Source organism: Streptomyces sp. NPDC043726, from assembly GCF_056436565.1.
In genome coordinates this window covers 917,424-933,707 of the sequence record NZ_JBWKCI010000001.1, presented here as the reverse complement: position 1 = coordinate 933,707, position 16,284 = coordinate 917,424, and the positions used below count along the sequence as shown (strand labels likewise).

Genomic DNA, 16,284 nt, shown 5'->3' with positions numbered 1-16,284 from the left:
CCGTCGCGCCACATTCGCGATCCTGACACTCCGTCAGAGTTTCCCGGGATGCTGGAGCGCCGAGCCATGACCACGCCTACCACCCCTTCTCCGAGCCGCAGACGGGTCCTCGCGACCACCGCCACCGCGGCGGCGGGCCTCGCCCTCGCCCACCGCCCCGCGACCGCCGCCGACTTACCCCTCCTCGGCACCTACGACGTCGTGGTCGTCGGCGCCGGTGCCGCGGGTATGACCGCCGCGCTGACCGCCGCCCGCCAGGGCCTGAGCTGTGTGGTCCTGGAGAAGGCCGGCACGTTTGGCGGCTCGGCCGCCCGCTCCGGTGCCGGGATCTGGATCCCCAACAACTCCGTCGTCCTCGCCGCGGGAGTCCCCGACACCCCGGCCAAGGCGGCCGCCTACCTCGCCGCGGTCGTCGGCCCCGACGTCTCCCTCGACCGCCAGCGGGCCTTCCTCGCCCACGGCCCGGCCATGCTGTCGTTCGTCATGGCGCACAGCCCGCTCCGCTTCCGCTGGATGGAGGGGTACAGCGACTACTACCCCGAACTCCCCGGCGGTCTCCCCAACGGCCGCTCCATCGAACCCGACCAGCTCGACGGCAACCTCCTCGGCGCCGAACTGGCGCGCCTGAACCCGCCGTACATGGACGTCCCGGCCGGCATAGTGGTCTTCAGCGCCGACTACAAGTGGCTCGCCCTGGCCGCCGTGAGCGCGAAGGGCGCCGCCGTGGCCGCCACCTGTCTGGCGCGCGGCACGAAGGCCGCCCTGCTGGGGCAGAGGCCGCTCACCATGGGCCAGTCCCTGGCGGCGGGCCTGCGCGCGGGGCTGGCCTCCGCGGGGGTTCCGGTCTGGCTCCGCACCCCCCTCACCGACCTGCACATCGAGAACGGCGTCGTCTCCGGCGCGGTGGTCGCGCGCGAAGGCTCCGAGCCGGCCCTCGTCCGGGCCCGCAGGGGCGTGATCATCGGCTCGGGCGGGTTCGAGCACAACGCGGCCATGCGCGCGCAGTACCAGCGCCAGCCGATCGGCACGGAGTGGACGGTCGGGGCGAAGGAGAACACCGGGGACGGGATCCGCGCGGGTGAGCGGGCGGGCGGTGCGCTGGATCTGATGGACGACGCCTGGTGGGGGCCGGCGATCCCGCTCCCGGGCGGGCCGTACTTCTGTCTGGCCGAACGCACGCTGCCCGGGGGGCTGTTGGTCAACGCGGCGGGGGCCCGCTTCGTGAACGAGGCGGCGCCGTACAGCGACGTCGTCCACACGATGTACGACCAGAATCCGACGAACCCCGCGATCCCGTCCTGGCTGATCGTCGACCAGAACTACCGCAACCGCTACCTCTTCCGGGACGTGGCCCCCACGCTCCCCTTCCCGGACTCCTGGTACAGCTCGGGCGCTGCCCACAAGGCCTGGACGTGGGACGCCCTGGCACGGTCGATCGGCGTGCCCGCCGGGGCCCTGCGCACCACGGTGGACCGCTTCAACACGATGGCGCGACAGGGCAGGGACACCGACCACCACCGGGGCGACAGCGCGTACGACCACTACTACACGGATCCGGCGATCACCCCGAACTCCTGCCTGGCCCCCCTCTGGCTGCCCCCGTACCACGCCTTCCGCATCGTCCCCGGCGACCTCGGCACGAAGGGCGGCCTGCGCACCACCCCCGAAGCCCAGGTCCTACGCCCCGACGGCACCGTGCTCCCAGGCCTGTACGCCGCGGGCAACGCCAGCGCGGCGGTCATGGGCCACAGCTACGCCGGCGCGGGCTCCACCATCGGCCCGGCGATGACGTTCGGCCACATCGCGGCGAAGCACATCGCGGGAACGCTCTGAACCCGCCGACGTCACGGCACCCCCAGCCACCGCAACCCCGCCGCGACGCCCGCCGCGCCCAGCACCACGACCACGAACGGGGCCCGGCGCCACGCCAGTACGCCGCCCGCCAGCACCCCCGCCGGACGGGCCCAGCCCGCGAAGTGTCCGGCCTCCGTCAGTGCCCCTGTGGCCAGCAGCGCGGCCAGCAGCACCACCGCACCCGCCGACAGCAGTTCCCGTACCCGGTCGGGCAGCACGACCCGGCCGTGCAGCACAGGCCCCACCAGCCGAAAGGCGTACGTCCCCACCGCCAGCGCGAGGATCAGAGCCACGGTCGCGCTCACGCTCCGCCCCCTTTACGGCCGTAGAGGAACAGTCCCAGCAGCGCCAGCAGCACCGGTACTCCAGCCGGAACCACCGACGCCGACGCGAGAGCCACCGCGGCCCCCGCCACCGCACACCGCCGCACCGCCGCGTCCGCCCGCAGGGTCGGCAGCACCAGCGCGACCAGCACCGCCGGAAACGCCGCGTCCAGTCCGTACACCGCCGTGTCCCCAAGGGCCGTCCCGGCCAGCGCCCCCGCCAGCACCCCGACGTTCCACACCACGAAGAGACCGACCCCGGAGACCCAGAACGCCGTCCGCCGCCGCCCCGGATCCGACTGAGCGAGCGCGAAGGCGACCGTCTCGTCCGTGACGAGGTGCGCCCCGACGAAGCGGGACAGCCGGCCCCGGCCGCCGAGGACGTCGGCGACCGCGAGGCTGAAGGCCGCCGTACGGGTGTTCAGCAGGAGGCCGGTCGCCGCGGCGGCCAGCGGCCCGCCCCCGGCCAGCAGCACCCCCACCGCGCTGAACTGCGCCGATCCCGCGTAGACCAGCAGCGACATCACCACCGGCACCCACAGCGGGAGGCCGCCCGCCACCGCGATCGCCCCGAACGAGACACCGACGACCCCGCTCGCGACCCACACGAGAGAGGCGTCCCGGACCAGCTCTCGGGGAACTCTCACTGTTCGCTCTGCCGTACGCATGTTCTCTACAATGGACAGATGGCCTCGCGTTCGTCAAGGCGAACGATCGTACCTACGGAGCGAACAGCATGTCCGACAGCCCACCGTCCAAGCTCCCCCTCGACTGGATCGCCGCCTCCCTGCGCAGGGAACGCACCCGCGCCGGCCTCTCCCTCTCCGAGCTGGCCAAGCGCGCCGGAATCGCCAAGTCCACGCTGTCCCAGCTGGAGGCGGGCGGCGGGAACCCGAGCGTGGAGACGCTCTGGGCGCTCGGTGTCGCGCTCGGCGTGCCGTTCAGCGCCCTGGTCGAACCCCCCATGCCGTCCGTCCAGGTCATCCGCGCGGGACAAGGGCCCTCCGTGGCCTCGGAGAAGTCCGACTACGCGGCCACCCTGCTCTCGGCCAGCCCGCCCGGCGCCCGCCGGGACATCTACCACCTGCGGGCCGAGCCGGGCCCCGCCCGCGAGTCGGAGCCCCACATTCCGGGCACTGTGGAGCACTTGATCGTGGGATCGGGCCGGATCAAGGCCGGTCCGGTGGGCGAGCAGGTCGAACTGGAGGCCGGTGACTACATGTCGTACCGGGGGGATGTGCCGCACTCGTACGAGGCGCTCGCCCCCGGGACGACGTTCGTGCTGGTCATGCAGCACGTATAGGCCGCCGTAGAAGCCCGAAGGCGGTGGCGGACAAAAAGGCAGGAGCCCCGGCACCTTGCGGCGCGGGGCTCCTTGGGTACTGCTCTCAGTTCCGGATCAGAGACGAGGCTCGCCTCAGACGGGGGTGACGTTCTCCGCCTGCGGGCCCTTCGGGCCCTGGGTCACGTCGAAGGAGACCTGCTGGTTCTCCTCCAGCGAACGGAAACCGCTCGCGTTGATCGCGGAGTAGTGGACGAAGACGTCGGGGCCGCCGCCCTCCTGGGCGATGAAGCCAAAGCCCTTTTCGGCGTTGAACCACTTCACGGTTCCGGTAGCCATAAGCCCTCCTTGGGCCCAAAGGGTTGCCCTGCTCCAGAACCTGCAAGTGTGAGAGCAAATGCCGCACTGCATACGTCTGAAAACGACTAGAGCCCGCGGTTACATGCTCCGCAGGCTCTGTACTGCAAGGGAAACCAAACTGCAACTTGCGGCGAGCCTAGCATGCAGGCAGCCGAATGCAATAGAGGTCAAGATCACGTCACCCGGACGTTTGAAGATCGGAAACCGCTTGACGTCAGGGCCGGAGTCTGGAGCGTACTCCACAGGGTCTAGCCTCGCGATGTGGACAATTCTCGCACCCGGCCGCGCGTCGGCCACATCCAGTTCCTGAACTGCCTGCCCCTGTACTGGGGGCTCGCGAGAACGGGCACGCTCCTCGACTTCGAGCTGACGAAGGACACCCCCGAGAAGCTCAGCGAGCAGCTGGTGCAGGGAGATCTCGACATCGGGCCCATCACCCTGGTCGAGTTCCTCAAGAACGCCGACGACCTCGTCGCCTTCCCCGACATCGCTGTCGGATGCGACGGACCGGTCATGTCGTGCGTGATCGTCTCGCAGGTCCCGCTCGAGAACCTGGACGGCGCCCGGGTCGCCCTCGGTTCGACCTCGCGCACCTCGGTCCGGCTGGCCCAGCTCCTGCTGGCCGAGCGCTTCGGCGTGCGGCCCGACTACTACACCTGCCCGCCCGACCTCAGCCTGATGATGCAGGAGGCCGACGCGGCCGTACTCATCGGGGACGCGGCGCTGCGCGCCAACCTGCTCGACGGACCGCGCTACGGCCTTCAGGTGCACGATCTCGGCGCGCTCTGGAAGGAGTGGACCGGGCTGCCGTTCGTCTTCGCGGTGTGGGCCGCCCGGCGCGACTACCTGGAGCGCGAGCCGGTCATCACCCGCCGCGTCCACGAGGCGTTCCTCGCCTCCCGCAACCTCTCCCTGGAGGAGGTCGGCAAGGTCGCCGAGCAGGCCGCCCGCTGGGAGGCCTTCGACGAGCGGGTCCTGGAGCGGTACTTCACCACCCTCGACTTCCGCTTCGGCGCGCCCCAGCTCGCCGCGGTCGAGGAGTTCGCCCGCCGGGTCGGCCCGACGACCGGTTTCCCGGCGGACGTGAAGGTGGAGCTTCTCCAGCCCGTCCGCTAGCCGGGTACGACCACCGTCCGCAGCTCGCCGTCCCCCAGGTGCAGCATGCCCTTGCCGGGGACGGCCTGCCCGCCGACCATGCTCCGGTTGAGGCGGACGCCGATCAGGTCGCCGCTGGAGGACTCCTGCGGGGAGAGCAGGATGCCCCGGCGGGCCTTCTTGGCGTCGACCTGCCAGCCGGAGAAGCCGCTGCAGACGTCCTCCTCGTCACCGGCGATGACGAGCGCGAGGCCGCGTTCCGCGCCCCGCGAGACGATCTTCTTCATGTGGCTCTCGGCGTCGCAGTCCTCGAGGATCTCGCCGTCGTCGACGAGGACCACGACGGGGTTCTCGGGCGACGGCTCCGCGCCGTCGATGAGCTCCTCGAACTCGTCCTCGTCGATGTCGTCGCCCGTGTAGACCTTCAGCACGCCCTCCACACCGTCCAGTTGGCGCACCGGCGACTGACGCGGGGCGGCGACCACGAGCCGCGCGCCCTGCCGCAGGAAGGACTGCGCGAAGTTCATCAGCACCGTCGAACGGCCCGACTTCGCCGGGCCCGCGATGACGAACGACGGTACGCCCTGCGCGAGATCGGGCCCGAAGCCGACGATCTCGTCGCCGCCGATACCGGCCAGCGCGTAGAGCTTAGAGCGTGAGACGTCCGGGTCGCGCAGCTCCCAGGCCTCGGTGAAGGAGATCCGGCTGGGCAGGCTGTCCACCCGGAACGGCCGCTTGCCGCGCGGCACTTCGGCGTCACGGGCGGCGGCCGCCTCGCCGATCGCGGCCAGCGCCGCGGCCTGGCCCTGACCGGTGGTGTCCTCGGCGAGCAGCGCGAACTGCGTCTCCGTACCGGCCTCGTTCTTGAAGGCACGGCCCGGCGGTATCTCCTCGGGCACCTTGCGGGCCGGGATGCCGAGCGTGGAGAAGTCGCTGCGGTCGGCCAGCCGCAGACCGTACTTCTCCTCGGTGAGGGTGGCGATACGGCCCACCAGCAGCGTCCGGTCACCGGTGAGGACGAGGTGGATGCCGACGGAGGCGCCCTCCCGCATCATCGTCTGCAACTCGTCCGTCAGCGCGCCGTGATCGACCTCGCCGAGGGTGGGCACCCAGCCCTCCCAGCGGTCCAGCAGGACCACGATGTGCGGCAGCCGCTCGTCCTCGGCGACCGCGGCCCGCTGCTCCCCGATGTCCGCGAAGCCCTTGTCGGCCAGCAGGTTCTGGCGCCGGTCCAGCTCACCCTTGAGCCGGTTGACGAGCCGGACCACCCGCTCGGTCTGGTTCCGGCTCACCACCGCGCCGACGTGCGGCAGCCGGGTCAGCGCGTTCAGGGCGCCGTTGCCGCAGTCGATGCCGTACATGTGCACATCGGCGGTGGAGTGCGTGCGGGCCAGCGAACCGGCGATCGTCCGCAGCAGCTGCGACCGCCCGCTGCGCGGGGCGCCGCCGATCATCAGATGGCCGAAGCTCGCGAAGTCGATGGCGACCGGGCGGCGGGCCTGGAGCGCCGGCAGGTCCTCCACACCGAAGGCCGCGGGCGCCAGCCTGCCCGGCGCGGGCGTGAACTCCGGGACGGGGATCTCGTCGAGCAGCAGCTGCTCGTCCAGCGCCGGCAGCCAGGGGCTGTGCTGGGGCGGGATGCCGAGCGAGCGGTTGGCGTCGCGGATGGTGTCCACGAGCACCTTGAGGTCGGTGATCTCCTCGTCCTCGCGGGACTCGGCCTTGGGCTTGGTGAGGGCGCTGCGGCCGAGGTCCTCCCAGGTCAGCGGGGCGACCCAGGGCATGAGGACGGCGGGGTCCGCGGCGCCGGGCCGGCGTCCGCCCACGCGTCCCGACTGGAACGGCACGAGCGAGGCGTGCCCGAGGCGGACGTACGCCCGTCCCGGCGTGCTCTTGGAGATGTGCCCGGCCTCGGGGGAGTCGATGACGTCCGACGACTCGCCGCCGTCGGTCACGCGCAGCGCGATCCGGAGGTTGGTGTTGGCACGGATCTCGGGAGACACGACACCGGAGGGCCGCTGGGTGGCGAGGAGGAGGTGGATACCGAGGGACCGCCCTCGCTGGGCGATGTTGACGAGTCCCGTGACGAAGTCGGGCAGATCGCGCACCATCGAGGCGAACTCGTCGATGACGATGAGCAGTCGGGGCACCGGCTTGTGGCTCGGGTCCCTCCTGACCAGGTCCTGGTAGTCCTCGATGTCCTTGGCGTCGGCCTTGGCGAGGATGTGCTCGCGCCGGTGCAGCTCGGCGCCCAGTGACTCCAGCGCCCGCTCGACGAGGTGGGCGTCGAGGTCGGTCACCATGCCGACGGTGTGCGGCAGATGGACACAGTCCTTGAACGCCGCGCCACCCTTGTAGTCGACGAGGACGAAGGTCATGTTCTCGGGCGTGTTCGCCACGGCGAGCGCCGCGACGATGGTCTGCAGCAGCTCGGACTTACCGGAACCGGTCGTACCGGCGATCAGACCGTGCGGCCCGTCCTTGCGGATGTCGATCCCGAAGGCCCCGTCGTACGACTCACCGATGACGGCCAGGGTCGACTGCCCGCCCATCCGCCAGCGCGCGGCGATCGCGTCACTGGTCGGCGGTTCGAGCTGGAGGACGTCGAGCAGCCGGCTCGCCCCCGGCAGCGCCGAGTCCTCGGTCTCCCCGCTGATGTCCCGCAGCGAGGACAGCGAACGGGCCAGCCGCAGACACCACGAGCTGGACACGAAGTCCGGCCGCACGTCCTTGCGCCGCTCGGCACCGGCCTCCTCGACCCGGAGGCGGAGCTTGTCGGGCACGGCGGAGTGGGCGGGCTCGGGCGCGGCCTGGTGCCAGGCCTGGAAGGAGGGAAACCCGCCGGGCGCCTGCTGCGCCTGGGGCTGCAACTGGTTGCGCTGCTCGACGGCCTTCGGCTCGGCTACGACGAAGGCCTGGCACTCACCGGGCAGGAACCGTTCCTCGGCGTCGAGGCAGAGGGCGTAGATGGAGACGGACGGGCCTTCGCGCAGCAGCCGTACGACACCGGGAAGGGACCGCAGCCGCCGGGACCCGTCCCATACGACGACGATGTCGGGGTCGCTGAAGGTGGCGCCCTGTCCGCGGTTCTGCTCGGCGGCCTTCTTGCGGGCGTCGAGGATCTGGGTCAGCTCGCCGATACGGGCGCCGACGGTCTCGGCGTCGGTGCCGATGAGGACGTTGATGTCCTGGCCGCCGGAGGGCTTGGCGTGCGGCAGCCAGCGGACCCAGTCCCAACTGTCCTGCGCGGTCTGCTCGCTGAGGACATAGAACTGCACGTCCATGGGACTGTGCAGCGCCGCGGTCTGCGCGACCGCCCAACGCCCCATGGCGCGCGCGGAGTCACCGGGTCCGGCCATGCCGATCACGCCGAGCCCGCGGAGGTTGAGGGCGACGGGGGCGTCCTCGATCTTCCAGGTGACCTCGCGCTTGTGGTCGTCCTGCTCGGGGTCGTCGAGGACGACCTCGGAGGGGAGTTGTCCGGTGCCGACGCGCAGCAGCAGGTGATCACGGTCGGTCCGGCGCCGCTCCCAGAGCCGGGTGCGGGGCCCGGTGCCGAGGGAGAGCACGGTGGCCGGATCGGGAATGGCCTGCCGCCGGTCGTTGCGCTCGGCGACGAGGGCGTCCTGCGCGTCCTGCTCGATCCGGGCCTTCTGCTCCTCGTACTCCTTGACCTGCTTGGCGTGCGACTTACGGCCGTGCTTCTTGTCGTTGTAGTAGTTCGCGAAGAGCAGGATCGGGCTGAGGCCCGCCATGATCAGGTAGTACCAGCGCTGGAAGATCAGCACGGCGACGACGGCGCCGACCAGCGGGGTGAGCGCCATGAGCCAGGGCAGCGGCCGGGCCTCGTACTCGCGCGGCGAGGAGGGCAGCCGGAACCGCGTCTGCCGCTCGGGCGGACGGAGCCGAGGGGGCCGGTTGTAGTCGAGGCCGATGCCGTCGTCGGACCACTTGAGGGCGGCGTTGGGCGGGGTGTAACGGGTCAGCTCGACAAGGGTGTTGCCGAGGGCGATCTGTGAGCCGAGGGCCCAGATGTCGGGGTCGGCGGGTGGGGGTGGGGGTGGGGATGCGTCGGCTTGGGAGCCCGATGGGGTGCCCGCTTGCGTGCCCGCTTGGGCGTCCGCGTCCTGCTGCTTCTTCCTTCTCCTTTTCTCCTTCTTCGAGCCGTTGTCATCCTCTTTGGGGTTGAGGATGTCGTCGATGGGGGTGCCGTCGAGGAAGACGCCGTCGAGGTCGCCGTGGACCTTGAAACGGCAGGTGCCGTCGGTGGACACGGAGAGGGTGAGGGCGCGGGCGTCGAGTTCGGGGTCGTCGATACGGATGTGACAGGCCGGCCCGCTGCCGATGTCGTAGCGCCCGACGCCGAGGCGATGGACGTACCCCGCGACGGGCCCACCGACGACCCGCAGTTCGACGAGCCCGGCGGGCTCGCCCGGCAGACACCCGGAAGGATCCTGAAGGCTGACGACGGCGCCCTCGCGCAGGGGCGAGTTGAGGACGGTGGCGGAGGGATCGACGGCGTACCCGTCGACGTAGAGGAGAGGCGAGTTGTTGCCGGGCACGTGCTGGGGCTGCCCGATGGGAATGACCTGCGCCCCGCTGTGCCCGACCTGTTTGGCCAACTCGGCCGCGATGTCCCCCATGGTGGACTCAGGATCGGCATCGAGTACGACGTCGGCGGTGCCGCCGCCGAAGGGGTCGACGACGGTCAGAGTCAGGCGCACGTCTCTTGTCCTCCCCGCTGCCCCTGCGACCGCTTCCACAACGCTGGTCACAGTAGGAGCCCGACGATATCCGCTGGGGGCGAGGAGGGGACAGCGGGGCGGGACGAGGGTTCCCGATGGCAACGCGGCGGGCGGGTGTTCGTGAGGTTTTCGCGCACGGTGCCGACGGCTTGTTCACAAAGGCGGGATGTGACACCTCAGGGCGCACAAGTAGGCTGCTGCCTCAAGAGCGGACGATCACACCGGCTGTCGCACGCGAGTTGGGGCCGGCCGGCGAGTGTCGGACCGCAAACAGGGAGCCACGGGGGTTGGCCCTGCGGCGTTTTGGATAGGGAGCGGCTTCATGGCCAAGGACCTTGACATCACATATCAGGACATGCGGGACGCGGCCAAGCATGTCGTGAAGGAAAAGGAAAGGCTCCACGAGAAGCTCGACGGGCTCCGGAAGTACATCAGCAACCTGGTCGAGTCGGGCTACGTCACCAAGTCCTCCTCCAAGGCCTTCGACGAGAACTTCGAGGAGTTCGTCAAGGGTTCCAAGGACACGCTGGACGGCCTGGACGGCATGGGCGACTACCTGACCATGGCGGCGGACAAGTTCGAGCAGATCGACGACGAGCTGGCCAAGCAGGCTCGGAGCAAGTGAGTCCGTGATGCGGCGGGGCGACGGTTCGTCCGTTGCCCCGCCGCATCGGCGTCCGCCCCGGTGTCCGGCTGAGGAAACGGACTTGTATGGCAGAGCGAATGAGTGTGAGGTCCCGGGCTGAGGTCGGCTTCGGACTGGCCGGCGCGGTGGGGGTCGGAGCCGCCTTCGTGGCCGGTCTCCTGCTCGTCCTGGGGTTATGGAAGAACTTCGCCCGCGCGACGGCGCCCACGCTGGTGAGTCTGCCTGGGGGATCCTGGGCGGCCGGTGCCGTACTCGGGCTGGTATCGGTGCTCGGGGCGATCGGCGGTCTGTTGCTGTTGCCGGAGGGGACGGGCAGGGGTGGCGTGCGCCGCGCACTGCGTACGTCGGGAACCGGCGTGGCCTGGCTGGCCGCCGTCGGCCCGCTCTTCTACCTCCTCGGCGCCCTCCCCGGCAAGAACTGCCACTCCGACGGCCCGAGGTGCGCCTACATCCCGGGCACGTCGAGCGCGTTGCTGGCCTACGTCGGCACCGTGATCGCGGTCGGATGGCTCCTGTTCCGCATCGACAGCGCGGCAGCCGAGAAGCGCGCGGTGCGGGAGAGAAACCGCATGCGCAACCTCCGCAAGAAGGGCAAGGGGAAGAGCCGGGCGGCTCGGGAGCGAGTGCGATAGGAGTCGGGGCGCCTCCGACTGGTGCCTCGTCCCCGCCCGACTGTTCGAAGTGCGTGGGCTGCCCGCGTCTTCACACCCAGCGCAAGGAATCGGCGATCGCGTCGCACAACTCGCCCATGGGGCTGTCGATGCCGCTCAGGGGAACGGTGAAGGCGAGTAGGAGGTATCCCACTCCGCCCGGCATGTGAACGTAGAGGTCGAGTGCCGTCGCGGATACGACCCGCACTGCCTGGCCGGCATGGAGCGATGTCAGGGAGACCTCAGCGCTGTCCTTCCTGCGAGCCGACAGAGCCTCTGCGAATTCGGTCGGTGAGCTGTTCAGAGCACCCGTCATGGGGAGGAGTGAGATCAGGAGGGTTGCTGGTGCTGCCATGCCGACGGAAGGCTCTGTCCGTAGGAACAGTTCCAGGGCACCCTGGGCCATGCCCTTCTCGGCGGTGTTGCGCAGGGCCACCCAGAGTCGCTGCTGTTCCTCCGCGGACATAGGCCGACGTGCAGACTGCTGGTCGACGAACGTCTTGATCTGCGGACGCCAGTTGTCGAGTGTGAGGTCGATGCGGAACCAGTCGCGAGGAACTAGGAGTCGGTAATCGCTGGGCGGTTCGAGCGGTTCAGGACTCTTCACGCGGACAGCCCCAGCTCGTTTCCTGCACCGTCGAAGAAGCGCAGGCTCTTGACGATGCCGGCGAACATCGACGAGAAGGTGTCCCATCCCTCCGGGGAAGGGGTCACCATCTCCAGTACCACCACCGTGGCATTCGGCAAGGGGACCTGTACCTGGATGAAGGAGGTCCAGAGCGGTTCGTCATGCCCCGAGGGCGCGAGCGCGGCATCGACGCTCGTCTGACGCGCGCCGATCCAGGAAACCGCCGGCCCACTTGGAAGGTCGATCTCGGTCACTTCGCCTGTACCGAGGCTGCTCAGGGCGTTGCCGATGGCGTTGATCGGGCTGATGCGCGCCTGCTCCGCGAGGTCCATGAGTGATACGTGCACGGTGGCCGCGCATCGGACGCCCTCGACCTCGGTGATGACAAAACCGGCATACTGGACGCCCGCCTCGACGAAGGCGTCGTAATTGCCGGCACACAGGGCGGCCCATTGGTACTGCATGTCAGGTGTGCCTTTGGGGATTACCTCATGCGCCAACTCGATCAGTGCGTCCGCGAGATGGTCTGCGGATTCCACGTCCGTGGGGAGCTCGAAGAACCCCTCAGGCATGATCCACCGTACGTGAACGGCCTCGCCGTCGACGACGGAGGCCAGTTCCCCCTCTGCCGTTACTGTGCTCATGAGGAGTTCGCCTCGGTGGGAAGCTCAAGTTCTTTCGCATCGGCATGAAAGTTGGCGGCAAAGGGGTACGCGCCGTAGTGGGGATAGAACCCTGGAAGCTCCGCACCGTTCCGAGCGGCGACATGCGCGATCTGCCGATAGGCGGCGGCCCTGGCTCGCACCTTCTGGCGGGCTCGGTCACCCCAGTGCCGGGTCAGCATGATGACGTAGAGCAGGACGATGGCGGCCACTAGGGCGCCCGACGCGGCATAGTAAAGAGTCTGCGACTTCGATGACTCCCAGTACTGGACGTAGCCTCCCCAGTAAACGAAAAGCCCGACCAGAAGCAGTGCGGAGGGAACGCCCAATTTCATTCCTGCGCTGTGCAGTCTGGCCTCGTCGAGATGGCGAAGACGGAGCATCTTCAGGACCGCTTCGTCGTCGAAGAAGTCGAAATGAAGCCGACTGCCTTCCGATTCGGCCAGTTCTCGTGCCGCCGGTACCGAAGTCAGGACACTGCCCGGGACCATTCTTCTGATGATGCCGCCCCGTGCCCGGTATTCGCCCGGACCGGGCTCGCGATCCTCATCCGACATCTTTCACATTCCCTTCTGCCTCGTCATGCCTTGTCATAGGGCGAGAGCGGTGTGGAACGGCGTGGGCGACGGCGTGGGCGCTGGTTGCGGGGACGGGCTCGGCGTGGCCTTCGGCAAGTCACCGGGGTCACCAGTCGCTTCACCGTTCTGACCATTGAAGATCTTCACCATTGCGCCGACGAAGCTGCCCGTCTTGATGGCTGCCGTGATCTTTTCCCCCGCGATGGTGGGTCTGCCCGCCTTGGTGAGGATTGCATTTACCGTTGTGACGCCGAGGCCGTTGAAGAACTTGAACCCGACACCCTCCAGCGCTTTGCCACCACTGAAGCGGATGCCGCGCAGCTTGGAAAGTCCCTTGAGCCCCTTGAGGGCGCTGAAGCCTCTCAACACGCCCATGCCTGGCATTACCCCCAGACCGTCAAAGAACAGCTTTGAGGCGCTGAACTTGCCACCCCGAACACTCATGTCGTAGGCGTGCCCCGCAAGCGCGAGCGCGCTTGTCACCACCGCGAGAGTCGCAAATATCGGGGCCAGGGCAGTAAGCGGGGGAACGAAGGCGCATATGACCGCCAGTACGGACAGAATTGCTGATATATTCGCGAATGTATCTGCCCAGTCGGCCAGGAAGTTCATGATCCCGCCGGGGTCGCGGACGCCGTCATGATGAACGATGTTCTTGATGTGTTTCGCGGCGGCCCCCGCGGCTTCGTCGCGAATGTTCTTCGCCCGCCCGATCTCGCTGTGACACTCGCGAATGACGTCCATGGCGGCGTCGCGGTTCTTTTCAAGCCGGGTGCGCTCTGAAACGTCGTCCGGACTGGGCACCTTGCCTTCGTACTGCTTCAGGGAATCAACAGCCGACTTGTGGTCACCCTCCGCTTCGCGGTACGTCTTGAGGGCCTTGTCGGCTATCTTCTGCGCTCGATGCAGCTCGCTCGCGTACTCCTTGGATTCGCCCTCCCTCACTTTGGTTCCGAGGGCTTTGGCGGCTTCGTCGTACCGCTCGAATGCTCGCTTGAGTCGACCGGAGCTGCCATCGGCTATTTTATGGAACTCGCGACCCGCGTCGCTGTCCCAGCCTTCGACGGAAGCCAATGCCCGAATATTACCGGCTTGCTTCTCGATCTCGTCGGCCATATTGCGCAGCTTCTTGCCAAGGCTGGCAACTTCGTAGGGATCGCCGGGAATGGGGTCGCCTTCGTGCAGGGGTTCCCAGTCGCGAGGGCGTCGACTCACTTCTTCCCCTTCGAATTCTTGCGAGCGTTTCGTAGGGCCTTGGCGAGCTCGTGGTCGACTTCGTCGTACGTGTCTGCCGCCGTCTTGGTGAACTTGGCCAGATTCTCAATGTCTTTCATGAGCTTCTTGCGCGTCTTTTTCCAGGTGTCGGAGAATTCCTCGAACGCCTCACGGAGCTTGCTGCTACCCAGTTCCTCCATGTACTCATCGGCTGGGTTTCCGTGCTCCTTGAATTCATGATGTATGGCGAACAACGAGTCGGAGCAGTCTCGAATGGTGTCGAGGTCTGCCCGTGTTCGGTCGGACATGGCTTACCCCCAAGGGAAATGCAAGAACCCGGCGCGCGGTGGCTTGGCAGAGCCGAAAACGCGCTGCCCCCTTCTTGGCGTTGTCACCTGTTGATGGCTTGGATTTCCTGGACGGTGACGGCCTGGTCGTTGCCGAAGGTGCCGTTCGGGAGGTCGCCGCCGGCTCCGCCGGTGCCGGTCCAGGTGATTTCCCAGGTGATGGTGGCCTGGAGGTTGAAGGTGCCGTCGCCGGAGGAGCGGAGGTATCGCAGGCCGCAGGGTGGGGTCTTGTCGGCCTTGCCCTTGGCGTACGGTTCGCCGATCGAGCCGTCCTCGTCGATCGTGCACTCGCCTGACGCCGGGTAGGTCTCCGCGTCCGCCGTGCCCGGCTCCAGCTTCAGGGAGACCGGCTTCGCCGTTGTCGTGGACTGGAGGTTGAAGCCGGGGGCGTTGATGGCCGCCGTCGCCTGGACCTCGTCGAAGACCGCCTTGTCGAGCCAGGCCCACGTGGGGAGGTTCACCTTCGTGATCGCCTCGGGGGCCAAAGTGACCTTCGTGTCCGGCAGTTGCATGTGCTGGTAGGCCAGGGCCGCGAGTATCTGGGGCGTGATCGCCTGCTCGTACTGGGGCGGCGGGGCCTCGCCGTTGTCCACCCAGAACGGGAGGTCGTTGCACGAACTGCGCTTGAGGACGTCCGGCTCGTCGGGGTTCTCCACGGCGGCCCAGAACATGCCCTCGCCGTCCTTCTCGACGTTGTAGTCCTTGTAGCCGGGGGTGTCGGTCCAGCCGTGCTCGTCCTCGTAGTGGCGCTGCAGCTCGCCGAGCGCGGCACCCGCGTGGCCGCCCATGCCGGGTGCGGACAGCTGGCTCTCGATGTCCTTGGACATCTTCTCCTTGAAGTCCTTGGCGCCGAGGTAGGGGGCGTACCAGCAGGGTGGGGGCGTCCAGTTGACGTCGGTGGACGTCACGTTGCCCTTGCCGCCGCCCTTGGCGACGGAGCCGGAGTATGTCACTCGTGCGGTGGCGTAGATGCCGGTGTTGTTGCTGCCGCCCGACTGTTCTGTCGATCCATTGCCGTTGCTCGACGGCTCCGCGGAGTAGGCGGTTCCCGTGTGGGCGGTGGCGCCGAAGGCCAGTGTCAGGGCAGTCACGCCGGCGCCGAGTGCCGTATGCCGTGACCTGCTCATCGGCACTGCTCCGCCTTCGTCTCGACGTACACCTTGGACGCCTGCCACAGCTCCTCGCCCGTGGGGACCTTCACCATAATGATCTTGAAGTGGTCGTAGTCCGCGATGCTGGGCTGGCTCTTCAGGACTTTCCCGGTCTTGATCTCTTTGCCGTAGAACTTGCTGGAGTCGACGCAGAACGCCACCTCCACTGATGTGCCGTTCGAGGCGGACCGGGTGGTGGCCTGGTAATGGCGCCGAGTGCCGGTCGCAGTCCAGCCGCCGTCGACCCGGTCGCCGATCTGGGTGTTCGCGTACGTCAGTCCGTCGCCCGTGGAGTATGCGGTCACCGCCGCCACCTTGGACGTGCGCTTGTCGACGCCGTGGTAGATGGCCCGGAGGTAGTTCGCCGCGTCCTCCATCGCCGCCGCCTCGTTCTTGTCCTCCGGCGCGTCCCAGTCGAAGACCAGGTTCATGTCCTTCGGCAGGGACACGTCCACGCCGTCCGGCTTGGACTCCGCCGGGGCTCCCGAGGGGGACGCCGACTCCTTCGGCTTCTCCGATCCCTGGTCGGCTCCGGCGATCTTGTCGTTGTCACCGGTCGTGTCGTCCTCGCTGCCGCAGGCCGTCAGCAGTAGTGCTGCGGTCGCGGCGAGCGCGGCAGCGGCGGGCAGAGTGCGGCGCTTCACAGTGGGCTCCCCGTGAGACATGAGTTCTGTCAAGAGCTCAAACGGTATCGGTGGGGTTGCCGGTTCGCCAGCGCGAACTCCTCCCGGAACTCGGCCAATGTGGG

At 68.4% G+C, this 16,284-nt stretch carries 16 protein-coding genes; 5 read left to right on the top strand and 11 right to left on the bottom strand.

Annotated features, from left to right (window positions below):
* The first annotated feature begins 66 nt into the window (after positions 1-66).
* The gene (gene kstD, locus AC068Z_RS04325; RefSeq protein WP_478552096.1) at positions 67-1,833 is read left to right on the top strand and encodes a 3-oxosteroid 1-dehydrogenase; all 1,767 of its coding nucleotides are present in this window, start codon (positions 67-69) and stop codon (positions 1,831-1,833) included.
* 11 nt (positions 1,834-1,844) lie between these two features.
* On the opposite strand, the gene AC068Z_RS04320 is transcribed toward kstD, so the two are convergent.
* Both AC068Z_RS04320 and AC068Z_RS04315 read right to left on the bottom strand, forming a co-directional pair.
* On the bottom strand, positions 1,845-2,159 hold the full coding sequence (locus AC068Z_RS04320; protein WP_478552095.1) for an AzlD domain-containing protein: 315 nt from the start codon (positions 2,157-2,159) through the stop codon (positions 1,845-1,847).
* Entirely contained in the window at positions 2,156-2,845 is a 690-nt protein-coding gene (locus AC068Z_RS04315; protein ID WP_478552093.1) for an AzlC family ABC transporter permease, read from the bottom strand. Before AC068Z_RS04315 ends, AC068Z_RS04320 begins: the two co-directional genes overlap by 4 nt.
* Before the next feature lie 68 nt (positions 2,846-2,913).
* Here AC068Z_RS04315 and AC068Z_RS04310 point away from each other — a divergent pair, with 68 nt between their 5' ends.
* A complete protein-coding gene (locus AC068Z_RS04310; RefSeq protein WP_478552091.1) occupies positions 2,914-3,480 on the top strand; it encodes a helix-turn-helix domain-containing protein in 567 nt (188 codons plus the stop codon).
* A 114-nt stretch (positions 3,481-3,594) separates the two neighbouring features.
* Here the strand turns inward: AC068Z_RS04310 and AC068Z_RS04305 are convergent, their stop codons facing one another.
* Entirely contained in the window at positions 3,595-3,798 is a 204-nt protein-coding gene (locus AC068Z_RS04305) for a cold-shock protein (RefSeq protein WP_003992177.1), read from the bottom strand.
* Positions 3,799-4,080: 282 nt separating this feature from the next.
* Between AC068Z_RS04305 and AC068Z_RS04300 the strand changes: the two genes are divergently transcribed.
* Entirely contained in the window at positions 4,081-4,935 is an 855-nt protein-coding gene (locus tag AC068Z_RS04300) for a menaquinone biosynthetic enzyme MqnA/MqnD family protein (protein ID WP_478552089.1), read from the top strand.
* Here the strand turns inward: AC068Z_RS04300 and AC068Z_RS04295 are convergent.
* Positions 4,932-9,638: an FtsK/SpoIIIE domain-containing protein gene (locus tag AC068Z_RS04295; protein WP_478552087.1), complete on the bottom strand. Its 4,707-nt coding sequence runs from the start codon at positions 9,636-9,638 to the stop codon at positions 4,932-4,934. The two genes, AC068Z_RS04300 and AC068Z_RS04295, sit on opposite strands and share 4 nt — an antisense overlap.
* A gap of 343 nt (positions 9,639-9,981) precedes the next feature.
* On the opposite strand from AC068Z_RS04295, the gene AC068Z_RS04290 reads away from it, so the two are divergent.
* The gene (locus tag AC068Z_RS04290) at positions 9,982-10,284 is read left to right on the top strand and encodes a WXG100 family type VII secretion target (protein WP_478552085.1); all 303 of its coding nucleotides are present in this window, start codon (positions 9,982-9,984) and stop codon (positions 10,282-10,284) included.
* 98 nt (positions 10,285-10,382) lie between these two features.
* Positions 10,383-10,937: a hypothetical protein gene (locus AC068Z_RS04285; protein WP_478552083.1), complete on the top strand. Its 555-nt coding sequence runs from the start codon at positions 10,383-10,385 to the stop codon at positions 10,935-10,937.
* Positions 10,938-11,007: 70 nt separating this feature from the next.
* Here AC068Z_RS04285 and AC068Z_RS04280 read toward each other — a convergent pair whose 3' ends face one another.
* The 7 genes from AC068Z_RS04280 to AC068Z_RS04250 all read right to left on the bottom strand — a co-directional run bounded on the left by AC068Z_RS04280 (position 11,008) and on the right by AC068Z_RS04250 (position 16,180).
* Positions 11,008-11,562, bottom strand: coding sequence for a hypothetical protein (locus AC068Z_RS04280; RefSeq protein ID WP_478552081.1), 555 nt, complete (start codon positions 11,560-11,562; stop codon positions 11,008-11,010).
* Positions 11,559-12,227: a hypothetical protein gene (locus AC068Z_RS04275; protein ID WP_478552079.1), complete on the bottom strand. Its 669-nt coding sequence runs from the start codon at positions 12,225-12,227 to the stop codon at positions 11,559-11,561. Before AC068Z_RS04275 ends, AC068Z_RS04280 begins: the two co-directional genes overlap by 4 nt.
* Positions 12,224-12,802, bottom strand: a complete 579-nt coding sequence (locus AC068Z_RS04270; RefSeq protein ID WP_478552077.1) for a hypothetical protein — start codon at positions 12,800-12,802, stop codon at positions 12,224-12,226. Before AC068Z_RS04270 ends, AC068Z_RS04275 begins: the two co-directional genes overlap by 4 nt.
* 33 nt (positions 12,803-12,835) lie before the next feature.
* Positions 12,836-14,038 (bottom strand): putative T7SS-secreted protein, encoded by a 1,203-nt coding sequence (locus AC068Z_RS04265; protein ID WP_478552075.1) that lies wholly within the window; start codon positions 14,036-14,038, stop codon positions 12,836-12,838.
* Positions 14,035-14,346, bottom strand: coding sequence for a type VII secretion target (locus AC068Z_RS04260; RefSeq protein ID WP_478552073.1), 312 nt, complete (start codon positions 14,344-14,346; stop codon positions 14,035-14,037). The genes AC068Z_RS04265 and AC068Z_RS04260 overlap by 4 nt, the downstream gene beginning before the upstream one ends.
* An 83-nt stretch (positions 14,347-14,429) precedes the next feature.
* Positions 14,430-15,512, bottom strand: a complete 1,083-nt coding sequence (locus AC068Z_RS04255) for a hypothetical protein (RefSeq protein ID WP_478552071.1) — start codon at positions 15,510-15,512, stop codon at positions 14,430-14,432.
* On the bottom strand, positions 15,509-16,180 hold the full coding sequence (locus tag AC068Z_RS04250; protein ID WP_478552069.1) for a hypothetical protein: 672 nt from the start codon (positions 16,178-16,180) through the stop codon (positions 15,509-15,511). The genes AC068Z_RS04255 and AC068Z_RS04250 overlap by 4 nt, the downstream gene beginning before the upstream one ends.
* Positions 16,181-16,284: the final 104 nt, after the last annotated feature.

What these genes read in the sequence shown, in the direction of transcription:
- AC068Z_RS04305 (WP_003992177.1), bottom strand. Translation starts at nt 3,798, where the DNA reads ATGGCTACCGGAACCGTGAAGTGGTTCAACGCCGAAAAGGGCTTTGGC.
- AC068Z_RS04275 (WP_478552079.1), bottom strand. Translation starts at nt 12,227, where the DNA reads ATGAGCACAGTAACGGCAGAGGGGGAACTGGCCTCCGTCGTCGACGGC.
- AC068Z_RS04260 (WP_478552073.1), bottom strand. Translation starts at nt 14,346, where the DNA reads ATGTCCGACCGAACACGGGCAGACCTCGACACCATTCGAGACTGCTCC.
- AC068Z_RS04285 (WP_478552083.1), top strand. Translation starts at nt 10,383, where the DNA reads ATGAGTGTGAGGTCCCGGGCTGAGGTCGGCTTCGGACTGGCCGGCGCG.
- AC068Z_RS04315 (WP_478552093.1), bottom strand. Translation starts at nt 2,845, where the DNA reads ATGCGTACGGCAGAGCGAACAGTGAGAGTTCCCCGAGAGCTGGTCCGG.
- AC068Z_RS04255 (WP_478552071.1), bottom strand. Translation starts at nt 15,512, where the DNA reads ATGAGCAGGTCACGGCATACGGCACTCGGCGCCGGCGTGACTGCCCTG.
- kstD (WP_478552096.1), top strand. Translation starts at nt 67, where the DNA reads ATGACCACGCCTACCACCCCTTCTCCGAGCCGCAGACGGGTCCTCGCG.
- AC068Z_RS04310 (WP_478552091.1), top strand. Translation starts at nt 2,914, where the DNA reads ATGTCCGACAGCCCACCGTCCAAGCTCCCCCTCGACTGGATCGCCGCC.
- AC068Z_RS04290 (WP_478552085.1), top strand. Translation starts at nt 9,982, where the DNA reads ATGGCCAAGGACCTTGACATCACATATCAGGACATGCGGGACGCGGCC.
- AC068Z_RS04270 (WP_478552077.1), bottom strand. Translation starts at nt 12,802, where the DNA reads ATGTCGGATGAGGATCGCGAGCCCGGTCCGGGCGAATACCGGGCACGG.